This window comes from Escherichia sp. 10290 (assembly GCF_030295155.1).
Classification (GTDB): Bacteria; Pseudomonadota; Gammaproteobacteria; order Enterobacterales; family Enterobacteriaceae; genus Escherichia; species Escherichia coli_F.
Map to the genome: position 1 here is coordinate 2475933 of NZ_AP025741.1, position 19669 is coordinate 2495601.

21 protein-coding genes and 1 pseudogene are annotated in these 19669 nt (G+C 49.5%); 8 read left to right on the forward strand and 14 right to left on the reverse strand.

Features of this window, described 5'->3' with window-relative positions; all coding sequences use genetic code 11:
* Window positions 1–65: 65 nt before the first annotated feature.
* The 8 genes from sdiA to QUE74_RS12600 form a co-directional block, all read right to left on the reverse strand.
* Complete coding sequence (sdiA, locus tag QUE74_RS12565; RefSeq protein ID WP_001154279.1) at window positions 66–788, reverse strand: quorum-sensing transcriptional regulator SdiA; 723 nt, start codon at window positions 786–788, stop codon at window positions 66–68.
* A 229-nt stretch (window positions 789–1017) separates the two neighbouring features.
* Window positions 1018–1770: an L-cystine ABC transporter ATP-binding protein TcyN gene (gene tcyN, locus QUE74_RS12570; RefSeq protein WP_001273014.1), complete on the reverse strand. Its 753-nt coding sequence runs from the start codon at window positions 1768–1770 to the stop codon at window positions 1018–1020.
* Window positions 1767–2435 carry a cystine ABC transporter permease gene (tcyL, locus tag QUE74_RS12575; RefSeq protein WP_001158220.1) on the reverse strand — a complete coding sequence of 223 codons (669 nt, stop codon included), beginning with the start codon at window positions 2433–2435 and terminating at the stop codon, window positions 1767–1769. Before tcyL ends, tcyN begins: the two co-directional genes overlap by 4 nt.
* A 14-nt stretch (window positions 2436–2449) precedes the next feature.
* Window positions 2450–3436 carry a D-cysteine desulfhydrase gene (dcyD, locus tag QUE74_RS12580; protein WP_001128215.1) on the reverse strand — a complete coding sequence of 329 codons (987 nt, stop codon included), beginning with the start codon at window positions 3434–3436 and terminating at the stop codon, window positions 2450–2452.
* 104 nt (window positions 3437–3540) lie between these two features.
* Entirely contained in the window at window positions 3541–4341 is an 801-nt protein-coding gene (gene tcyJ, locus QUE74_RS12585) for a cystine ABC transporter substrate-binding protein (RefSeq protein WP_001296168.1), read from the reverse strand.
* Window positions 4342–4428: 87 nt separating this feature from the next.
* Entirely contained in the window at window positions 4429–4980 is a 552-nt protein-coding gene (gene fliZ, locus QUE74_RS12590) for a flagella biosynthesis regulatory protein FliZ (protein ID WP_001354737.1), read from the reverse strand.
* A gap of 45 nt (window positions 4981–5025) precedes the next feature.
* Window positions 5026–5745, reverse strand: coding sequence for an RNA polymerase sigma factor FliA (fliA, locus tag QUE74_RS12595; RefSeq protein WP_001087467.1), 720 nt, complete (start codon window positions 5743–5745; stop codon window positions 5026–5028).
* 163 nt (window positions 5746–5908) lie between these two features.
* The gene (locus QUE74_RS12600) at window positions 5909–7240 is read right to left on the reverse strand and encodes a FliC/FljB family flagellin (protein ID WP_000079779.1); all 1332 of its coding nucleotides are present in this window, start codon (window positions 7238–7240) and stop codon (window positions 5909–5911) included.
* A 245-nt stretch (window positions 7241–7485) separates the two neighbouring features.
* Here QUE74_RS12600 and fliD point away from each other — a divergent pair, with 245 nt between their 5' ends.
* From fliD to amyA, 4 genes are all read left to right on the forward strand, one after another.
* Complete coding sequence (fliD, locus tag QUE74_RS12605; RefSeq protein ID WP_000146829.1) at window positions 7486–8901, forward strand: flagellar filament capping protein FliD; 1416 nt, start codon at window positions 7486–7488, stop codon at window positions 8899–8901.
* Window positions 8902–8916: 15 nt separating this feature from the next.
* Window positions 8917–9327: a flagellar export chaperone FliS gene (fliS, locus tag QUE74_RS12610; protein WP_000270659.1), complete on the forward strand. Its 411-nt coding sequence runs from the start codon at window positions 8917–8919 to the stop codon at window positions 9325–9327.
* A complete protein-coding gene (gene fliT, locus QUE74_RS12615; protein WP_001015026.1) occupies window positions 9327–9692 on the forward strand; it encodes a flagella biosynthesis regulatory protein FliT in 366 nt (121 codons plus the stop codon). The genes fliS and fliT overlap by 1 nt, the downstream gene beginning before the upstream one ends.
* 77 nt (window positions 9693–9769) lie before the next feature.
* Window positions 9770–11257, forward strand: a complete 1488-nt coding sequence (amyA, locus tag QUE74_RS12620; protein ID WP_001245699.1) for an alpha-amylase — start codon at window positions 9770–9772, stop codon at window positions 11255–11257.
* Window positions 11258–11290: 33 nt separating this feature from the next.
* Here the strand turns inward: amyA and yedD are convergent, their stop codons facing one another.
* Window positions 11291–11704 carry a lipoprotein YedD gene (gene yedD, locus QUE74_RS12625; protein WP_001354738.1) on the reverse strand — a complete coding sequence of 138 codons (414 nt, stop codon included), beginning with the start codon at window positions 11702–11704 and terminating at the stop codon, window positions 11291–11293.
* 186 nt (window positions 11705–11890) lie between these two features.
* Between yedD and yedE the strand changes: the two genes are divergently transcribed.
* The 3 genes from yedE to QUE74_RS12640 all read left to right on the forward strand — a co-directional run bounded on the left by yedE (window position 11891) and on the right by QUE74_RS12640 (window position 14106).
* Window positions 11891–13096 carry a selenium metabolism membrane protein YedE/FdhT gene (gene yedE / locus QUE74_RS12630; protein WP_000118905.1) on the forward strand — a complete coding sequence of 402 codons (1206 nt, stop codon included), beginning with the start codon at window positions 11891–11893 and terminating at the stop codon, window positions 13094–13096.
* On the forward strand, window positions 13093–13326 hold the full coding sequence (gene yedF, locus QUE74_RS12635; RefSeq protein WP_000790504.1) for a sulfurtransferase-like selenium metabolism protein YedF: 234 nt from the start codon (window positions 13093–13095) through the stop codon (window positions 13324–13326). Before yedE ends, yedF begins: the two co-directional genes overlap by 4 nt.
* A gap of 108 nt (window positions 13327–13434) precedes the next feature.
* Entirely contained in the window at window positions 13435–14106 is a 672-nt protein-coding gene (locus tag QUE74_RS12640) for an SOS response-associated peptidase (protein WP_000334613.1), read from the forward strand.
* A gap of 84 nt (window positions 14107–14190) precedes the next feature.
* Here the strand turns inward: QUE74_RS12640 and ltrA are convergent, their stop codons facing one another.
* From ltrA to QUE74_RS12655, 3 genes are all read right to left on the reverse strand, one after another.
* Complete coding sequence (gene ltrA / locus QUE74_RS12645) at window positions 14191–15561, reverse strand: group II intron reverse transcriptase/maturase (RefSeq protein WP_000186915.1); 1371 nt, start codon at window positions 15559–15561, stop codon at window positions 14191–14193.
* Window positions 15558–15740 carry a hypothetical protein gene (locus QUE74_RS12650; protein WP_198430934.1) on the reverse strand — a complete coding sequence of 61 codons (183 nt, stop codon included), beginning with the start codon at window positions 15738–15740 and terminating at the stop codon, window positions 15558–15560. Before QUE74_RS12650 ends, ltrA begins: the two co-directional genes overlap by 4 nt.
* 237 nt (window positions 15741–15977) lie before the next feature.
* A complete protein-coding gene (locus tag QUE74_RS12655) occupies window positions 15978–16796 on the reverse strand; it encodes an RNA-guided endonuclease InsQ/TnpB family protein (RefSeq protein WP_071533174.1) in 819 nt (272 codons plus the stop codon).
* A 7-nt stretch (window positions 16797–16803) separates the two neighbouring features.
* Between QUE74_RS12655 and tnpA the strand changes: the two genes are divergently transcribed.
* Window positions 16804–17235, forward strand: a complete 432-nt coding sequence (gene tnpA, locus QUE74_RS12660; RefSeq protein WP_000604954.1) for an IS200/IS605 family transposase — start codon at window positions 16804–16806, stop codon at window positions 17233–17235.
* Window positions 17236–18171: 936 nt separating this feature from the next.
* Here tnpA and QUE74_RS12665 read toward each other — a convergent pair.
* Both QUE74_RS12665 and ybcL read right to left on the reverse strand, forming a co-directional pair.
* Window positions 18172–18969 (reverse strand): helix-turn-helix transcriptional regulator, encoded by a 798-nt coding sequence (locus tag QUE74_RS12665; protein ID WP_000879837.1) that lies wholly within the window; start codon window positions 18967–18969, stop codon window positions 18172–18174.
* A 9-nt stretch (window positions 18970–18978) separates the two neighbouring features.
* Window positions 18979–19531 (reverse strand): annotated as a pseudogene (gene ybcL / locus QUE74_RS12670) (Raf kinase inhibitor-like protein YbcL).
* Between the last annotated feature and the right edge of the window lie 138 nt (window positions 19532–19669).

Consider the following 19669-nt stretch of genomic DNA (forward strand, 5'->3'; position numbering starts at 1 on the left):
ATAAAACCGGCTGAGAGCGTGCCTTTCAGCCGGTTTTTGCATCTGGCACGCAGAAAGAAAAGCGATCAAATTAAGCCAGTAGCGGCCGCGTAACAGGCAACCTGGGTCTTATTCGGTGCATTGATTTTTTTCTGCATGTTTTTCTGATGGAAATTGACCGTATTCTCAGAGATTGACAAAATCATCGCTATCTCTGCTGATGTCTTCCCTTCCGCCGTCCATTTCAGAATTTCTTTTTCGCGCTTGCTGAAATTCATCTCTGGCGTCATCACTATTTCATCATTTAAACGCATCAGAGCCATCAGACTTTCGCGCACCAGTAACTGCATTTTTAATTGCAGTTCATCACTAAGAATGGGTATTTCGCGCGCGCTGCAACGGGAAAAGGACAAAAAGCCCAGCGCCCGGTTTGGCAGCATTAAATACTGGGTGACACCACGGCGTAAACCGTGTGCGCGCGCGGCTTCCCATAACGGCTGTGCTTCGCTGAATAAGTCATCATTCCACATTAAATGGCCCTGACTAAAGTTTTCAGGGTTCAGCACAGGATCAATGGCGAGAAAGTTTTTTGCCTGATAATAACTCACCCACGACTCAGGGTAATTGGTGTAGAAAGCTACTTTAGGTCGCGTGAATGGTACCGGGTGGCGAACACATAACGAATAGTAATCGTACTCCAGCTGCTGAGCCTGAAGCTCGATTTCATGGTAGACCTCTTCTGCGGCCTCCATCCTCTGAAAACGCAACAGCATCGTGCGACGCCAGCTGAAAAAATCCGTATCCTGCATAGTAAACCGCAACGCCCCTGAGAGTGAGTATCATTTATAATGATAATTCAAACTATCACATAAATAAGATTTATATATAAATTATATTATTCAGGTAATAAAGTACTTTTGCAAGACATCACATTCTCTTATGTTATTAATGAGTTAGGCTGATTCATTAAGCACTTTTATCACACTTGAAATGGCGTTCAGCCCCGACAAGAGCGCCGTCTGGGCTGATTTTTTCTTATTATTGCAGCAGAAACTTCTCGAGAAACTGGCGAGTGCGAGGCTGCTGAGGATCGGCAAATAACGCTTTTGCGGCCCCCTGCTCGACTATCCGCCCCTGGTCCATAAAGATCGCCCGGTCCGCAACATCCCGGGCAAAGCTCATTTCGTGCGTCACAATCACCATCGTGCGCTTTTCCTGCGCCAGCTGACGGATGGTGTTCAGGACTTCGCCCACCAGCTCTGGATCCAGCGCCGACGTTGGCTCGTCAAACAAAATCACCTCAGGACGCATAGCCAGCGCTCGCGCAATCGCGACACGCTGCTGTTGACCGCCAGACAAACGACGTGGATAGCTGGTTTCTTTACCTGCCAGCCCAACTTTCGCCAACAGCTCGCGAGCACGCGCCGTGGCCTCTTCTTTCGGTTCGCCTTTGACGATCACCGGCCCTTCAATAATGTTTTCCAGCACCGTACGATGCGGAAACAAATTAAAGTTCTGGAAGACAAACCCGACGTGCTGACGCAACTGGCGAATCAGCGATTTTTGCTGACTTAATGAACGTGCAGTATCAATGGTGATATCGCCAACGGTGATGGTTCCCACTTCCGGTTGTTCCAGCAGATTTATGCTGCGTAGCAACGTGGTTTTGCCGGAACCACTCGGACCGATAATTGCCACTACTTCGCCAGGCTTCACCTCAAGGTCGATACCGTGCAGCACCGTCTGACCGTGGAATTTTTTCACCAGGTTCTTAACTTCAATGGCACTCATTTTGGTTCTCTCTCCTGGCGATTAAGTTGATTCTCAAAATGGTTCTGCAACGTCGATAACACTGTCGCCATGATCCAGTAGATGAGCGAAGCCGCCAGATACATGGTGAACACCTCCAGCGTACGCGAGGTAATCAACTGCGCCTGACGGAACAGCTCCGGCACCTGGATTGTCGCGGCCAGCGATGTATCTTTTACCAGGCTGATAAAGCTGTTCGACAGCGGCGGCAACGCCACCCGCGCCGCCTGTGGCAAAATCGCGCGACGCATGGTCTGCCACGGCGTCATACCAATACTGGCAGCAGCTTCCCACTGACCTTTATCAATAGAAGAAATGGCGGCGCGCAGCGTTTCGGCAGCATAGGCGGCAGTGTTTAGCGACAGACCAATCATTGCTGACGGAATGGGATCTAGTTCGATGCCAAACTGCGGCAAGCCGTAATAGATCATAAACAATTGTGCGATGAGTGGCGTACCACGAAAAATAGAGATATAAAAACGCGCCAGCCAGCGCACGGGCCAGATTGGCGACAGGCGCATCAGCGCGAGAATAAACCCTAGCAGTAAGCCAAAAAACATGCCGCCGATACTGAGTTGCAGCGTATACCCAGCCCCTTTCAGCAGGAACGGCAAGGAATCAATAACCAGTTGTATACTTTCTTGCATGAGCGTTTCCGGAGCTAAACGTGGGGATGATAGGCGAACAGCGCAGGCGCGCCGCCGGTATGAATAAACAGAATCGGCCCTTCATCTTTGAAGCGTTTCTGACTGATACCGTCAATCAGCCCCGCCATCGCTTTTCCGGTATACACAGGATCAAGCAGAATGCCTTCCAGCCGCGCCAGCAATTTCACTGCTTCCATGCCTTCGTCGTTCGGCACGCCGTAGCCAGGTGCAAAATAGTCATCCCAGAGTAAAATTTCCGCTGATGCGGTCAGCTCCAGTTCTTTCGCAATCGCCTGTTGAAGGTTAACCACTTTCGGTAATTGATCGGCAACGGAACGCGACACGGTCACGCCAATCAGTTCGCTTTCAGGCATCAGGTGTTCCAGCCCAACAGCCAGTCCGGCGTGAGTTCCGGCACTGCCCGATGCGACCACCACCGACGAAATATTAACCGCCCCTTCACACTGTTGCGCGATTTCCAGCGCACTCTCCACATAACCCAGCGCACCCAAAGCATTAGAACCGCCAACCGGAATGACATACGGGCGAAAGCCTTGTGCTTCGACTCGCGTCGCCAGCTCCTCCAGTTGGGCATTGGGATCGGTCAGTGCGTCGCACATTTCAATCTGGGTATTGAACAGATCCAGCAACAAACGATTGCCGTTGGTTAAATAGTTTTCTGCGGTTGTGCCAATAGGATTTTCCAGCAGCGCCACGCAGTGCAGACCGAGTTTCGCAGCGACTGCGGCAGTCTGGCGCACATGGTTAGACTGGATCGCCCCGGCAGTAATCAGCGTATCGGCACCTTCGCGCAGAGCATCTGCCGCAAGAAATTCCAGCTTACGTAATTTATTGCCGCCCATTGCCATGGGGGTGACGTCATCCCGTTTGATGAAAATTTCCCGTCCAAGATAATCAGAAAAGCGTGGCAGATATTCGAGCGGCGTTGGCGCGCCGATAAATTCCAGCCGTGGAAAACGGGTTAAATTATGCAGTGGCATAACAGCCTCCGATGTGTGTTGTTGTGATTTTCTTATTATGCACGCTGAAAACGCGTAAATAAAAAAGGCGCTAGTGAAAGCGCCCTTTTTTGTCATTATGCTGATTATTTGGTCACATCAGCACCAAACCATTTTTCAGAAAGGGCTTGCAGAGTGCCATCTTTTTGCATTTCCGCAATTGCATCATTCACCGCTTTCAGCAGGTCTTCATTTCCTTTACGCAGCGCTACGCCGGACTCCTGACGGGAGAATGCTTCACCGGTTACTGCCAGCGTATCGTTGGTTTTCTTCACCAGATCCAGCGCAGCCAGACGGTCAACGAGGATCGCATCAATACGGCCTACGCGCAGATCCTGATATTTGGTCGGGTCATCATCATAGGTACGCACATCGACGCCCTGAACATTTTGGCGCAGCCACTCTTCATAGTTAGTGCCCAGACCGACACCCACTTTTTTGCCTTTCAGATCATCAGCCGTTTTAATGGTGCCTTCGTTACCTTTTTTCACCAGCGCCTGAATACCGGAAATGGTGTACGGGGTAGAGAAATCGTATTTTTTCTTGCGCTCGTCAGAAATAGTGACCTGGTTAATCACCACATCAATGCGTTTAGAGTCCAGCGACGCCAGCATACCGTCCCATTTGGTCGGTTTTAGTGACGCCTCAACGCCAAGATGTTTTGCCAGCTGTTGGGCAAATTCCACTTCAAAACCGGTTAATTTGCCGTCATCCCCCTGAAAACTGAACGGCGGATAAGTTCCTTCCAGCCCTACGAGCAGCGTACCGCGCTCTTTAACTTTATTAAGCAGACCTTCATCTGCAAAACTTTTAACGCTCATGCCCGCAACCAGCGCCACGGCCATCACACCCATCAATGCCTGACGTCCCAGATGTGCTAATTTCATATTCACCCCGAATGTTGTTATGTCTGTTTGCAGTGTAGAGCCATTGTTTGTAAACACAAAAACAACTCCGCTACATCTTATTCTTATTTAATATATATCAGAAGCAGGCAGGCTGGTGGATTTCTGCACAAGTCCGGTACACGTTTGACGCTGATAGTGTTGATACTTCCGTAACGCAATGCGGTAATTGTTGGTGCTGGTAGTGGGCAGCCACGGGGCGAGGATTTCATCAAGGAAACCGTCCTGCAGCTGATCGAGGGAAATATTTTGCTCGTGAAGATGATTACCCAAACGGCGCAGACGAACGACATATTCACGCACCGTACCTGGGCTCATTTCAGTTTGCTCAAAAAGAAATTGCTTAAAGCCGATAATATCGAAAAAATCACTCTGTGTTTTGCAATGTAAATCACCGCAGAATCGGCACAATGCCGCCCATGATTTTTGTTCCACTTGCCAGCCATTTTCATCAAGCAGCGTGTCCAGGCGGGAAATCTCGATTTTATTCACTATTTTGCCGTCGCGAACGAGGGTAATGCGATCGAGTAATTTACGGCAATGCGCGCAATGGGTCTGGCTGTGTTTAAAGTCTTTAAGATAGCGGCTTAATGGCCGTCTTTTCAGGTGCTGCACCATCATTAAGAACTCCCGGTAGTCAAAATTAAAGTGCGGCATTTACTGACGTTATAACTTACCCAGTTTAGTGCGTAACCGTTTAATGGCCTGACTATGTAACTGACTGACCCGCGATTCCCCGACCTCCAGCACCGCACCAATCTCTTTGAGATTCAGCTCTTCCTGGTAATAGAGGGTTAATACCAGTTTTTCGCGCTCCGGCAACGTTTCGATAGCTTCCATCACCCGCTGGCGCAGATTACTGTCCAGCAGTTGTTGTAGCGGGTTTTCTCGCTGATGATCATCAGTAACCAGTTCGATACTATCGCCGTGCTCTTCGCGCCACTCATCGTAGGAGAAGAGCTGGCTGTTATTGGTGTCGAGCAACATTTGGCGATAGTCGGCAATATCGATCCCTAAACGTTCCGCTACCTCAGTTTCCGTGGCGTTGCGGCCAAGTTCCTGCTCCAGTTGCCCTATTGCCTGTGCCACTTCACGCGCGTTGCGTCGCACGCTGCGCGGCACCCAGTCACGGCTGCGAAGTTCATCCAGCATAGCGCCACGGATACGCTGCACTGCGTAAGTTGTAAATGCCGTTCCTTGTAGGGCGTCATAGCGTTCGACGGCATTAAGTAACCCAATGCCGCCCGCCTGTAGCAGATCGTCAAGTTCCACGCTCGCGGGCAGTCGAACCTGCAGGCGCAATGCTTCGTGACGCACCAGCGGGACATAACGCTGCCACAGCGAGTGTTTATCCATTACACCTTCAGCGGTATAGAGTGAATTCACGATAAACAGCCCTGCGTTATATGAGTTATCGGCATGATTATCCGTTTCTGCAGGGTTTTTAATCGGACGATTAGTGGGTGAAATGAGGGGTTATTTGGGGGTTACCAGTAAATTGCGGACAGAAAAAACCCCGCCGGTGGCGGGGTCAGGCAGGTTAAGGCCATTAGCCTTGTAACAGTGACAGAACTTGCTGCGGTACCTGGTTCGCTTTAGACAGCACGGAGTTGCCTGCCTGCTGAATAATCTGCGCTTTCGACATGTTGGACACTTCGGTCGCATAGTCGGCGTCCTGAATACGGGACTGCGCTTCAGACAGGTTGGTGGTGGTGTTGTTCAGGTTGGTGATAGCGGAATCGAGACGGTTCTGCACGGCACCTAGAGAAGACCGGAATTTGTCGACTGATGCAATAGCTTTATCCAGAAGCGCCAGCGGATCCTCAGTTGAAGCACCTTCAAATTGCTCAGTCGCAGTTGTGGTTACCTTACCATTAGTATCAGTAACATCACTTAAATTCAGATCAGTTAACTCAAGACTTGTTGCTCCATTCTTAAGAATGACTGCCGCATCACCAGCAGAATAGTTTTTGCCTTGAAGTGTGACGAAACCTTGAGCTGCGCCGTCTTTATCTGCTGAAACTTTGATCAGCTGACCTGTTTGCTTGGCATCGTCAACACCGTTCGCATAATCATCATAAGTAACATTAATGGTGTTTAAGGTTACTTTACCTGAAGCGGCATCAACAGAAGCAGCATAGAAGTCTTTACCTGACTGAACAACATAATCAGCTGTTGCCTTACCATCTTTATCAAGAATGTTGTGCAGCGACAGGCTTGACGTATCGGATACACCCAATTTAGCTGCAATTGCTGCAGACTCAGTAGTAGTACCAAAGTTAACATCAACAGGTTTATCGCCAGCGTCTTGCGGGATAGATGTGATAGCATTGCTGACATTAAGAGAGTTTTTAGAAACTGAGAAGCCATTCAGCCCCAAAGTTGAAGAATCAATTTTCTTCAGATCGATGGAGATAGTTTGACCATCATTCGCACCAACCTGAATTTTCATTGAACCATCTTTGGAAAGAACATTAACGCCGTTGAACTGAGTCTGACCGGATACGCGGTCAATTTCATCGAGACGGGATTTGATTTCGTCCTGGATTGAAGATAGGTCAGAATCAGAGTTAGTACCGGTAGTGGCCTGAACGGTCAGTTCACGAACACGCTGCAAGTTGTTGTTGATTTCAGACAGTGCGCCTTCAGTGGTCTGCGCCAGAGAGATACCGTCGTTGGCGTTACGTGCGGCCTGAGTCAGACCTTTGATGTTAGAAGTGAAGCGGTTAGCAATCGCCTGGCCCGCAGCGTCATCTTTAGCGCTGTTAATGCGCAGACCAGAAGAGAGGCGCTCGATAGAAGTCGACAGCGCAGACTGGTTTTTGTTGATGTTGTTCTGAGTGATCAGCGAGAGGCTGTTGGTATTAATGACTTGTGCCATGATTCATTTTCCTGTTTTCAAGTCTACGGTTTAAGTATTGGGCTTCCACCCTTCGGCTTCGTCGCCGTCAACCCTGTTATCGTCTGGTCACTCACAACCTTTAGAATTTTTTTCTAGCGGTCGAAATACTCCCCTTCCTCGTTGCTGTTCGTGTCATTAAGCCAAAAAATAAATCGTAAACTTTGCCCCGCTTACGCCGATAACCCCGGTATTCGTTCTATACGTCGCATGATTAAGGAATTTATATGGCTAGTATTTCAACGCTTGGGGTTGGGTCGGGGCTGGACTTAAGCAGCATCCTTGACAGTCTGGAGGCGGCAGAAAAATCTACCCTGACGCCGATATCAAAACAGCAAAGCTCTTACACCGCGAAACTGAGCGCCTACGGGACGCTGAAAAGTGCACTAGAGAGTTTCCAGACAGCCAACACAGCACTGAATAAAGCCGATTTATTTACCGCCACCTCAACCACCAGCAGTTCATCGGCTTTCAGCGCCACCACCACGGGCAGCGCGATTGCCGGGAAATACACCATTAGCGTTAGCCAACTGGCGCAGGCACAGACGCTGACAACAAAAAATAGTCAAAAAGACAGTAAAGCCGCCATCGCCACCAGCGATAGCGTACTGACCATCCAACAAGGCGGCGGTAAAGATCCGGTCACGATTGATATCAGCGCGGGTAACTCGTCACTTTCCGGCATTCGCGATGCCATTAACAACGCCAAAGCTGGTGTCAGCGCCAGTATCATCAATGTGGGAAACGGCGAATATCGTCTGTCCATCACCGCTAACGATACGGGCAGCGATAACGCTATGAATCTTAGCGTCAGCGGCGACAGCGCCCTGGAAAGTTTTATGGGTTACAACGGAACGTCGGGTGATAGCAGCAATGGCATGATTGAAAGCGTCACTGCGCAAAACGCCAAACTGACAGTCAATAACGTTGAGATTGAAAACAGTAGTAACACTATCAGCGACGCGCTGGAAGATATCACCCTCAACCTGAATGACGTCACCACCGGTAATCAGACACTGACCATCAGTAAAGACACATCCAAAGCTGAAAATGCGGTTAAAGCGTGGGTGGATGCCTATAACTCATTGCAGGATACGTTCAGCAGCTTAACCAAATACACCGCTGTCGATGCCGGAGCAGAGAGTCAGGACTCCAGCAATGGCGCATTACTCGGTGACTCCACACTGCGTACCATCCAGACTCAGCTTAAAACCTTGCTCGCCAATACTCACAGCAGTTCAAACTATAAAACGCTGGCACAGATTGGCATTACCAGCGATGCCAGTACCGGCAAGCTGGAAATCGCGACCGACAAACTGCAAACGGCGCTAAAAAAAGATGCCACTGGCATCGGTGAAATGTTTATAGGTGACGGTAAAAGTACAGGGGTAACCACCGGCATTAGTAGCAACCTAACCAGTTGGCTCTCTTCCACCGGGATAATCCAGGCCGCAAAAGATGGCGTCAGCAAAACGCTGAATAATTTGACCGACCAGTACAACGCAGCCAGTGAGCGTATCGATACCTTAATGACGCGCTATAAAGCCCAGTTCACCCAATTAGATGTGTTAATGAACTCGCTTAACTCCACCAGTAGCTATCTGACACAGCAGTTCGACACCTCAAATAGCAACTCGAAATAATCTTCAGGAGAAACTATGTACGCGGCAAAAGGCACCCAGGCCTATGCACAAATTGGCGTCGAAAGCGCCGTAATGAGCGCCAGCCAGCAGCAGCTGGTCACCATGCTATTTGATGGAGTGCTGAGCGCACTGGTTAGAGCGCGCCTGTTTATGCAGGACAACAATCAGCAAGGCAAAGGCGTCTCTTTGTCAAAAGCGATCAACATCATTGAGAACGGGCTGCAGGTGAGTCTTGATGAAGAGAGCAAAGACGAACTAACCCAAAACTTGATTGCTCTTTATAGCTATATGGTCAGGCGCTTGCTGCAAGCCAATTTACGCAACGATGTCTCCGCAGTCGAAGAAGTGGAAGCATTAATGCGCAATATTGCCGATGCCTGGAAAGAGTCTTTACTCTCCCCTTCTTTGATTCAGGACCCAGTCTGATGAACCATGCACCGCATTTGTATTTCGCCTGGCAACAACTCGTCGAAAAAAGCCAGCTCATGTTACGCCTGGCAACGGAAGAACAATGGGACGAACTCATCGCCAGCGAAATGGCGTATGTGAATGCGGTGCAGGAGATTGCACATCTGACTGAAGAGATTGATCCGTCCACCACGATGCAGGAGCAACTCCGCCCGATGCTGCGCCTGATTCTCGACAACGAAAGCAGGGTAAAGCAGTTATTGCAGATTCGGATGGATGAACTGGCGAAACTGGTCGGTCAGTCATCAGTGCAAAAATCGGTGTTAAGTGCCTATGGCGATCAGGGCGGCTTTGTGCTGGCTCCGCAGGATAACCTCTTTTGAATCTTAACGAGCCGATGGCTCGCGAATAATCCGATTACGGCTACGCTTCTAATGTTCCCCTTGAATGGAGTCGAAGAATGCGTAATCCCACGCTGTTACAATGTTTTCACTGGTATTACCCGGAAGGCGGTAAGCTCTGGCCTGAACTGGCCGAGCGCGCCGACGGTTTTAATGATATTGGTATCAATATGGTCTGGTTGCCGCCCGCCTATAAAGGCGCATCGGGCGGGTATTCGGTCGGCTACGACTCCTATGATTTATTTGATTTAGGCGAGTTTGATCAGAAAGGCAGCATCCCTACTAAATATGGCGATAAAGCACAACTGCTGGCCGCCATTGACGCCCTGAAACGTAATGACATTGCGGTGCTGCTGGACGTGGTAGTCAATCACAAAATGGGCGCGGATGAAAAAGAAGCTATTCGCGTGCAGCGCGTTAATGCTGACGACCGTACGCAAATTGATGAAGAAATCATTGAATGCGAAGGCTGGACGCGTTACACCTTCCCCGCCCGTGCCGGGCAATACTCACAGTTTATCTGGGATTTCAAATGTTTTAGCGGTATCGACCATATCGAAAATCCTGATGAAGATGGCATTTTTAAAATTGTTAACGACTACACCGGCGAAGGCTGGAACGATCAGGTTGATGATGAACTCGGTAATTTCGATTACCTGATGGGCGAGAATATCGATTTTCGCAATCATGCCGTGACGGAAGAGATTAAATACTGGGCGCGCTGGGTGATGGAACAAACGCAATGCGACGGTTTTCGTCTTGATGCGGTCAAACATATTCCGGCGTGGTTTTATAAAGAGTGGATCGAACACGTACAGGAAGTTGCGCCAAAGCCGCTGTTTATTGTGGCGGAATACTGGTCGCATGAAGTTGATAAGCTGCAAACGTATATTGATCAGGTGGAAGGCAAAACCATGCTGTTCGATGCGCCGCTGCAGATGAAATTCCATGAAGCATCGCGCATGGGACGCGACTACGACATGACGCAGATTTTCACTGGGACGCTTGTGGAAGCCGATCCTTTTCACGCCGTAACCCTCGTTGCCAACCACGACACCCAACCGTTGCAAGCCCTCGAAGCGCCGGTCGAACCGTGGTTTAAACCGCTGGCGTACGCCCTAATTTTGTTGCGGGAAAATGGCGTTCCTTCGGTGTTCTATCCGGATCTCTACGGTGCACATTACGAAGATGTCGGTGGTGACGGGCAAACCTATCCGATAGATATGCCAATAATCGAACAACTTGATGAATTAATTCTCGCCCGTCAGCGTTTCGCCCACGGTGTACAGACGTTATTTTTCGACCATCCGAACTGCATTGCCTTTAGCCGCAGTGGCACCGACGAATATCCCGGCTGCGTGGTGGTCATGTCGAACGGAGATGATGGCGAAAAAACCATTCATTTAGGAGAGAATTACGGCAATAAAACCTGGCGTGATTTTCTGGGGAACCGGCAAGAAAGTGTAGTAACCGACGAAAACGGCGAAGCGACCTTCTTTTGCAACGGCGGCAGCGTCAGCGTGTGGGTTATCGAAGAGGTGATTTAAATTCATCCCCGGCGGCAAGCCGGGGAGATTTCATTACGGCAATGGCGTCGGTAACGGCGCTTTATCCAGCGCAGCGGCACACTCTGCCGTCGGGCGATCCACACGCTCCATCGTCATTCCATCGTACTCAATGGTGTTACCTTCACGCTCAACCTCGTACAGCTCACGTTTTACGGTAACGTTAGTGAGATCATCAGACATCAATGTCAACTTACCCGGCACAGCAATCACCCGCTGCCACTGACGGCAATCGAGGGTATCGCCCTCTTTAGTGACAATCAGGCTGCCTATCGCTTCCGGACTGACCAGCGCACTTTGCGGCCCTTTGGTCTGCCAGTAGCCCGCCAGCCAGTCCGGCGCGGGGGTTTTAACGACATTGTTATAGTTTTCGACTTCGGCACAGCCCGCCAGCAACATGAGCGCGCCTGCAATTGCGAGTTTTTTCATCATTCGTCCTGCATGAGAAGAAAAGAGGATTGTGGCATTAAAGCCCTGATGTCGCCAGCCTTTCCAGGTTCAGAGAGAAATTTGATCTAACTATTATTTTTGTGAATTATTACCCCGAAAATAAATTTGTTTGATGTATGATTCGCGACTCTTGTTTCAAACCTTCTGAGTTCAGAGGCTACATTCATGTCATGGCAGCAATTCAAACACGCCTGGTTGATTAAATTCTGGGCGCCCATCCCCGCGGTCATCGCGGCGGGTATTCTCTCCACTTACTATTTTGGCATCACTGGCACCTTTTGGGCAGTCACGGGTGAATTTACCCGTTGGGGCGGTCAGCTTTTGCAGCTGTTTGGCGTCCATGCTGAAGAGTGGGGTTATTTTAAAATTATTCATCTGGAAGGATCGCCATTAACCCGCATCGACGGAATGATGATCCTCGGTATGTTTGGCGGCTGCTTTGCTGCAGCGCTGTGGGCCAACAATGTCAAACTGCGCATGCCGCGCAGCCGTATCCGCATTATGCAGGCCATCATTGGCGGCATTATCGCCGGTTTTGGCGCGCGTCTGGCAATGGGCTGTAACCTGGCGGCGTTCTTTACCGGCATTCCTCAGTTCTCGCTGCATGCCTGGTTCTTTGCCATCGCCACTGCCATTGGTTCATGGTTTGGCGCGCGCTTTACCCTGCTGCCCATCTTCCGTATTCCCGTGAAAATGCAGAAAGTTTCTGCCGCCTCACCGCTGACGCAAAAACCGGATCAGGCGCGGCGTCGTTTTCGTCTCGGGATGCTGGTCTTTTTCGGCATGCTGGGCTGGGCGCTGCTGACGGCGATGAACCAACCAAAACTGGGGCTGGCAATGCTGTTTGGCGTCGGCTTTGGTTTACTGATTGAACGTGCGCAAATCTGCTTTACTTCGGCGTTCCGCGATATGTGGATCACCGGACGTACCCACATGGCGAAAGCAATCATTATCGGTATGGCGGTAAGTGCCATCGGGATCTTAAGTTACGTACAGTTAGGCGTTGAACCCAAAATCATGTGGGCAGGACCAAACGCGGTAATTGGTGGTTTGCTGTTTGGATTTGGCATCGTGCTGGCAGGCGGCTGCGAAACCGGCTGGATGTACCGCGCGGTAGAAGGCCAGGTGCACTACTGGTGGGTCGGTCTGGGCAATGTGATCGGCTCAACGATTCTGGCGTATTACTGGGATGATTTCGCTCCGGCGCTGGCCACCGACTGGGACAAAATCAACCTCCTGAAAACCTTTGGCCCGATGGGTGGCCTGCTGGTGACATATTTGCTGCTGTTTGCTGCGCTGATGTTGATTATCGGCTGGGAAAAACGCTTCTTCCGCCATGCGGCACCGCAGACAGCTAAGGAGATCGCATGAAAAATATCGTTCCTGATTACCGCCTTGATATGGTGGGTGAACCCTGCCCTTATCCGGCAGTTGCAACCCTTGAGGCGATGCCGCAATTAAAAAAAGGTGAGATCCTGGAAGTGGTGAGCGACTGTCCGCAGTCGATCAATAATATTCCACTGGATGCGCGTAATCACGGCTATACGGTGCTGGATATTCAGCAAGACGGGCCGACCATTCGTTATTTAATTCAGAAATAATCCCTCCTTCCCGCTGTGTCCCACAGCGGGAACATCGTTGTCTCTGTATCATATAGATTTTACCCGCCCCCTCTCCTATTCTTTTCAGGGTGATCTCAGGAGGTTGCTATGTGTGGACGCTTTGCCCAATCCCAAACGCGTGAAGATTACCTTGCGCTTCTCGCGGAAGATATTGAACGCGATATTCCCTACGATCCCGAACCCATTGGCAGATACAACGTCGCGCCGGGAACCAAAGTTCTTCTGCTCAGTGAACGTGATGAACACCTTCATCTGGATCCGGTTTTCTGGGGATATGCTCCCGGATGGTGGGATAAACCGCCGCTGATTAACGCCCGCGTAGAAACTGCGGCAACCAGTCGTATGTTTAAACCGCTCTGGCAACATGGTCGGGCAATCTGTTTTGCCGATGGCTGGTTTGAGTGGAAAAAAGAAGGCGACAAAAAACAGCCTTATTTTATCTATCGCGCTGATGGACAACCTGTTTTTATGGCCGCGATAGGTAGCACACCGTTTGAGCGCGGTGACGAGGCCGAAGGATTTTTAATTGTCACTGCAGCAGCAGACCAGGGCCTGGTAGATATTCATGACCGCCGCCCGCTGGTACTGTCGCCAGAAACTGCGCGGGAATGGATGCGGCAAGAGATTAGCGGTAAAGAAGCCTCAGAAATCGCTACCAGTGGCTGTGTGCCAGCAAACCAGTTCACCTGGCACCCTGTGTCGCGCGCGGTAGGTAATGTCAAAAACCAGGGAGCGGAGTTAATTCAACCTGTTTATTGATCGGCATAGGGGGCAGCACAAGGCGGCGCCCCTGCCACACCACCCGGCATGCGGGTCCGCACCGGGCGGTTCGAGAAGTTGAGGTTATGCGAGTCGAGGTAAACCTAAAGCATCAAAGTAGTCGACTGTAAGTATACGGTTCAGCCCAGCTTCGCTGTGTCTCCACCAGTGCCCCGCGCCTCCTGCCATAAGTGCGGCCTGCTCATGGGTAGCCCCGAGACTGCGGAGGCGATTATAGACAGTCGTTCCCGTGCGCCAGTGCTTCAGCTGGATAGCCCGGAGTCGGTGACGTATCCACGAATCCAGATCTTTGAATATCTTCGGGGTTTGTGCCAGCCGGAAGTAGGACTTCCAGCCTCGAAGGTATATCCGCATCTGTTCGGCAATCTGGGTTATGCCCTGGCCTCCAACGCGTCTGGTGATGAGCCGGATACGCCGTTTGAACGTGTCGAGCGCCTTCGGAGCAACAGCAATCTTGACGGTGTTTCCTGACCAGCGCCGAAGGCAATAGCCGAGAAACTTACGCCCGAATACCGGACCCACTTCGGTTTTCTTCTCGTTCACGCGCAGATGCAACTGCTCATACATCTTGCGCATCCAACGCAGTACTCGTTCTCCCGCCTTCTGACTGCGAACGTACACGTTGCAGTCGTCGGCGTACCGGGCGAAGCGATGACCGCGCTGTTGCAGCGCCCGATCTACTTCGTCCAACAACACATTGGCCAACAGCGGAGACAGTGGACCGCCTTGCGGCGTCCCCTCGTCACGCGCCATTACCACACCATCCGCCATGATCCCAGCTTGCAGGTAGCGCCGAATCAGCCGTAGTACGGCTTTGTCGGCGATTCGCCTGGCAAGTCGGTCCATCAGAATGTCGTGGTTGACCCGATCAAAGAATTTCTCAAGGTCAACATCAACTACCACCCGGAATCCATCTTGCGCGTACCGCTGTGCTTGTAGCACTGCGTCGTGCGCGCTCCGGCCCGGCCGGAAGCCATAGCTGAACTCCGAGAATGTCGGGTCGATCAACGGTTGCAGGACTTGTAGCAACGCTTGCTGAATGAGCCTATCAGTAACTGTCGGAATGCCCAATTCCCGAGTGCCACCAGTCGGTTTCGGAATCTCCACGCGACGCACAGGCTGAGGCCGATATGTCCCGTTGAGAAGCGCTTCCCGAATGTATGGCCAGCGAGTCTTGAGGTGTTCAACAGTCTGCTCGATGGTCAATCCATCAGCACCTGCACTTCCCTTGTTGGCCTTGACGCGTTTCCACGCCTCGACCATGTTCTCGCGCGAGAGCACCTGTTGAAGCAGGTCCGCTCGCCCCAAGCCTTCCGGGTCATGACTCGCCGACAGTGCTTCGTCACGCGACGAGACCGCGCGGGCTTCACCCTCGCTGCCCACGATGCGCCCGGGCTTCCCCGGCTTCTGACGCAATGTCCTGTCAGGAGTCATATCTTCTGGCTTTCCTTCTCGTTCGGCCCTTCGTCGGAGTCCTGACTACTACGGCCTCTGCTGACTTCTCGCTCCGTCTTACGACGTTGCCCTTTCAGGCATGAGGCGAGATCTCCCCAGGTAAGAACGCGATCCTTCCCCGCACAACCGCCGGATCTACGCGACTTCGACTTGACCACGAAAGCTTCGCAGTGATGTGCCTGCTCGCCTTGCTCCATCGCGCCTCATATCCGATTCTTGTTCATCGGCTCACGGGTTCATTCCGTGCTTCCTCCCCACGCCCGGTCGCCCTCACGCAGTTGCACTTCCTTTCGCTCGCTGTGGTCAGCTCGCGGGAGGACTTTCACCTCCAAGATCGCGCCCATGCTGGGCGCACACATCCTCCACGCCCTGAAGGACGTGGATCCCTGCTACGTTCAGGCTGTCGCCTGAATCATTTCGGTGGGTTCCTGCTTCAACGAGCGGCCTGACTGCACCATCTCTCCACAGGCAAGAACGGCGTGCCCCGCCGCTAAAATGTTACGAGCGCCATTTACATCGGCGTTCGCTGTATATCCACATACCTGGCATCTGAATTTACTTTGTGACAGGCGATTTTCTTTCGCTGTATGACCACAGCACGCGCAACGCTGGCTTGTGTACGCTGGCGGAACAGCAAGCACCTGACCGCCACGCCAGAGCTGCTTGTACTCAAGCTGACGGCGCATTTCATACCAGCCCTGATCCAGTATCGAACGGTTTAAACCTGATTTTGCCCGGACATTGCGCCCCGGCTGGCTGACAGTGACATTTTTCACAACACCCGTGACCTGACGGCTATTCCGGTAGCGCATCCAGCCCAGTTTCGGCAGAAAAATACGGCTGTTTTCCTGATCGAGCTTAACGCCCTGCGAGTAGTGGAATGCATCATTCTGTCCACGCTTTTTGAATCGGGGAAAAGCAGCCCGCTTCTGGAAGAAGTTTTTGTAAGCCCGCTCAAGGTCTTTCAGTGACTGTTGCAATGGCTGTGAGGGCGAATCTTTAAGCCATTGCGTTTCAGTGGCGTTTTTCCACTCAACCAACCAGGAAGCCATTTTCCCGTAAGGGATGTATTTATTACCGGCCTCATGATTCTCATTCTGAAGCGCCAGAGCACGATTGAAAACGAAACGACATGCGCCTGCGAAGCGCCTCATTTCACGCTCCTGTTGACCACCTGGTCTTAACTGGAATTTAAATGCTTGTAGTCGTTTCACAGGCCAAATGATACTTTGGTCTGTGAAAAAAGAAACCGATATCCGGCGTGGAAGGCACTGTGTTTTTCTGATGCATGTTCACCGGGTCTTTGTCACCAGATACCGACGTCAGATTTTTGACCATGACGCGACAGAAAAACTACGCACTTACTTTTCAAATGTATGTGCTGATTTTGAAGCTGAACTGGTTGAAATGGATGGCGAACCAGATCACGTCCATTTGTTAATTAACTATCCTCCCAAACTGGCGATATCCAGTCTGGTAAACAGCCTCAAAGGCGTATCGAGTAGATTACTGCGACTAGATCGACCAGATATTGCAGTCAGGTATTACTACAAAGGCGTTTTGTGGAGTCCCGGCTATTTTGCCAGTAGCTGCGGAGGTGCGCCAATATCCGTCATCCGCCAATACATTGAACAACAGCAAACACCTGGTTAGGTGAAAAACCGAGCCTTATATCCCCACCCTGAAGGACGGGGTTTTACAGCGCACTGGATAAGCCTGGAGATTATCTACACCTGCATGGACATCATTGTACTATGCCCCGTACATGCCCCATCACATCCTCAACATCAAAGTATTAGAGCCTTGCTTGCAAACCATTATGCGTCTCAGTTTGTCTCATCTATCTTACGCAAAAAAAATAGAACTAATATCAAGCGGCGCTATATTGCGTATTAAATAAAATCACCTCAATTACATTAATAAATCTAAACAAATATCATGCAAATAATCTCCATGGTTATTTTTAGGCTATTTAAATTAAATAAATAAATTATGAGTCAATCATAAATAACAACCTTTAATATAATTTGACTACCAAATTTATATTCGTTCACAAAATAGTCATGCATTGTGCGCAATAGAAACAGTTCAGATAAAAATAGGGATCTACTTCACAATTTAAATGAGAAACTAAAACTTACATCTTGAAATAATCTCATTGATTAGATGAGTATTTGTAGTGCAGTGACATCATTTTTAAATAATAGTTCAAATAAAAGGGCTCACGATGAAAAAATTAACAGTGGCAATTTCTGCTGTAGCTGCATCTTAACGTATAAACTAGATTTAATAACAACGATAACCGTACCTATCCGGATATCTAATGTCATAAGCATCCCTTTAATTATCCCCTCAACCTCTTGTAACTTTCCCACTCTTGAACTCCACATAGTCCAAACGCCGGATGCAAAAAAATCACACGTGCATTTCTGAAATTGTGATGGAGGAAGATAGTATCAATTATATGTGCTTATAAACGTCCCCGATTAGCGCAGAAGTCACCGGATTGTTCAGGCTCCAATAGGTTGAGTATGCCGTATTTATTTTCCAAAATAAAAATCGATGCTGTTGCTCCTTCATAAAATACTTTTACTCTCTGGACGCTTTTCTTAGCTCTCTTGGTGTTATCTTAAAACGATTATGGAACCTTTCAGTAAAACGAGAAGGACACTTGTAACCATTTTCCCTGGCAATCTCGCTGATAGGTTTTACTGTCGTTTGTATAGCAGACAACGCATTATTTAACCTCACGTCGTCCAATATACTTTGAAAACTTACTCCCTCGCTTGCCAGACGGCGATGCAATGTGGAAACAGAAATGTAGAGATATCTCGCTACCTTGTTTGCTGTCCATTTTGTTCCAGGTTCGGATAGCATTAGGTTATAACAACGACTTATTAATGATTGTTTACTATCTGATAAAAGTAAACAATTAACATGATGTGCTCCTAATGAAAGTAGAACGCCCATTGCTAAGTGTTCCTGAATTTGCGTTGAGAAGCCTCGGGAAACAGATGTTTTTAGTTGCTCCCAACAATATATTAACTCGGGATTCTGAGGTAAGCAGAAACCTGTCGTGTTACGAATTTGATCGGTTATCGCATAAAGATTTTGGAACTTTTCAATTAGATCAATGGGATAATAAAGCATTTCTGCAAGATAAAGACCTGCTTCTGGGTAATTCGCAATATAAAATTCATATCCACAGGGAAATAAAATTATCTGATTATTATCAACAGTTAGACTATGCGTTTCCCAATTGATAACTTTTTTTCCCTGACGGATACGACATAAAGCTGGCATAAGAGGCTTAACCCTGTGAATCTCATGATGTTTATGCATCCGTATTTCTTCAATCTTTAGGTTAGTCCTATCTTTTGCCAGCATACTCTTACCCTACTTTACCTCATAAACTGGTGTTATCTCAGCGGTTGCAATTTTATTGGCATTAAGCATATAACCAACTAACGCTCCGCTGGAATTAGAATCCACAGGAATCTTATCAGTTTTTAGAGCCCATACTTTAAACTGGTAATGATGGGGTTTATCTCCTTTGGGAGGACATGCTCCACCAAATCCTGCATAGCCAAAATCATTTCGGCCCTGGACAGCACCAGTCGGAAGTTTTGTACCATCACGTCTTCCTGCATCAGCGGGCAAATATGTTACCGTTGCTGGAATATTAGCAACAGTCCAGTGCCACCATCCACTGCCTGTAGGCGCATCTGGATCATACACAGTTACGGCAAAGCTTTTGGTGCCTTCTGGAGCACCAGACCAGGTTAATGAGGGCGATGTATTACCCCCCCTCACACCCAAATCCAGAAAATACATGAGACGTTGTAAGTTGCTCTCCTGTTTTTATTTCATTACTAGTGACCTGAAATGCTGCGGCCTGCGCAGAAAATGTTATGAATGCCAATACACTTGAAACGATAAGCTTTTTCATAAAAACCTCTTTGTTGTGACCTATCGTTATTTTATTTGATGTGCCTTGCTCTCATTATGCATAAAGGCGCAATGATCGTGCAAATACAATCATAATTATAAAGTTGCCCTCAGCATTAGCCATAATATGCACAAATTA

Bases quoted from the DNA above. Each gene is read 5' to 3' on its own strand.
- sdiA (WP_001154279.1), bottom strand. From the start codon at position 788: ATGCAGGATACGGATTTTTTCAGCTGGCGTCGCACGATGCTGTTGCGT.
- tcyN (WP_001273014.1), bottom strand. From the start codon at position 1,770: ATGAGTGCCATTGAAGTTAAGAACCTGGTGAAAAAATTCCACGGTCAG.
- tcyL (WP_001158220.1), bottom strand. From the start codon at position 2,435: ATGCAAGAAAGTATACAACTGGTTATTGATTCCTTGCCGTTCCTGCTG.
- dcyD (WP_001128215.1), bottom strand. From the start codon at position 3,436: ATGCCACTGCATAATTTAACCCGTTTTCCACGGCTGGAATTTATCGGC.
- tcyJ (WP_001296168.1), bottom strand. From the start codon at position 4,341: ATGAAATTAGCACATCTGGGACGTCAGGCATTGATGGGTGTGATGGCC.
- fliZ (WP_001354737.1), bottom strand. From the start codon at position 4,980: ATGATGGTGCAGCACCTGAAAAGACGGCCATTAAGCCGCTATCTTAAA.
- QUE74_RS12600 (WP_000079779.1), bottom strand. From the start codon at position 7,240: ATGGCACAAGTCATTAATACCAACAGCCTCTCGCTGATCACTCAGAAC.
- fliD (WP_000146829.1), top strand. From the start codon at position 7,486: ATGGCTAGTATTTCAACGCTTGGGGTTGGGTCGGGGCTGGACTTAAGC.
- fliS (WP_000270659.1), top strand. From the start codon at position 8,917: ATGTACGCGGCAAAAGGCACCCAGGCCTATGCACAAATTGGCGTCGAA.
- fliT (WP_001015026.1), top strand. From the start codon at position 9,327: ATGAACCATGCACCGCATTTGTATTTCGCCTGGCAACAACTCGTCGAA.
- amyA (WP_001245699.1), top strand. From the start codon at position 9,770: ATGCGTAATCCCACGCTGTTACAATGTTTTCACTGGTATTACCCGGAA.
- yedD (WP_001354738.1), bottom strand. From the start codon at position 11,704: ATGAAAAAACTCGCAATTGCAGGCGCGCTCATGTTGCTGGCGGGCTGT.
- yedE (WP_000118905.1), top strand. From the start codon at position 11,891: ATGTCATGGCAGCAATTCAAACACGCCTGGTTGATTAAATTCTGGGCG.
- yedF (WP_000790504.1), top strand. From the start codon at position 13,093: ATGAAAAATATCGTTCCTGATTACCGCCTTGATATGGTGGGTGAACCC.
- QUE74_RS12640 (WP_000334613.1), top strand. From the start codon at position 13,435: ATGTGTGGACGCTTTGCCCAATCCCAAACGCGTGAAGATTACCTTGCG.
- ltrA (WP_000186915.1), bottom strand. From the start codon at position 15,561: ATGACTCCTGACAGGACATTGCGTCAGAAGCCGGGGAAGCCCGGGCGC.
- tnpA (WP_000604954.1), top strand. From the start codon at position 16,804: ATGATACTTTGGTCTGTGAAAAAAGAAACCGATATCCGGCGTGGAAGG.
- QUE74_RS12665 (WP_000879837.1), bottom strand. From the start codon at position 18,969: ATGCTGGCAAAAGATAGGACTAACCTAAAGATTGAAGAAATACGGATG.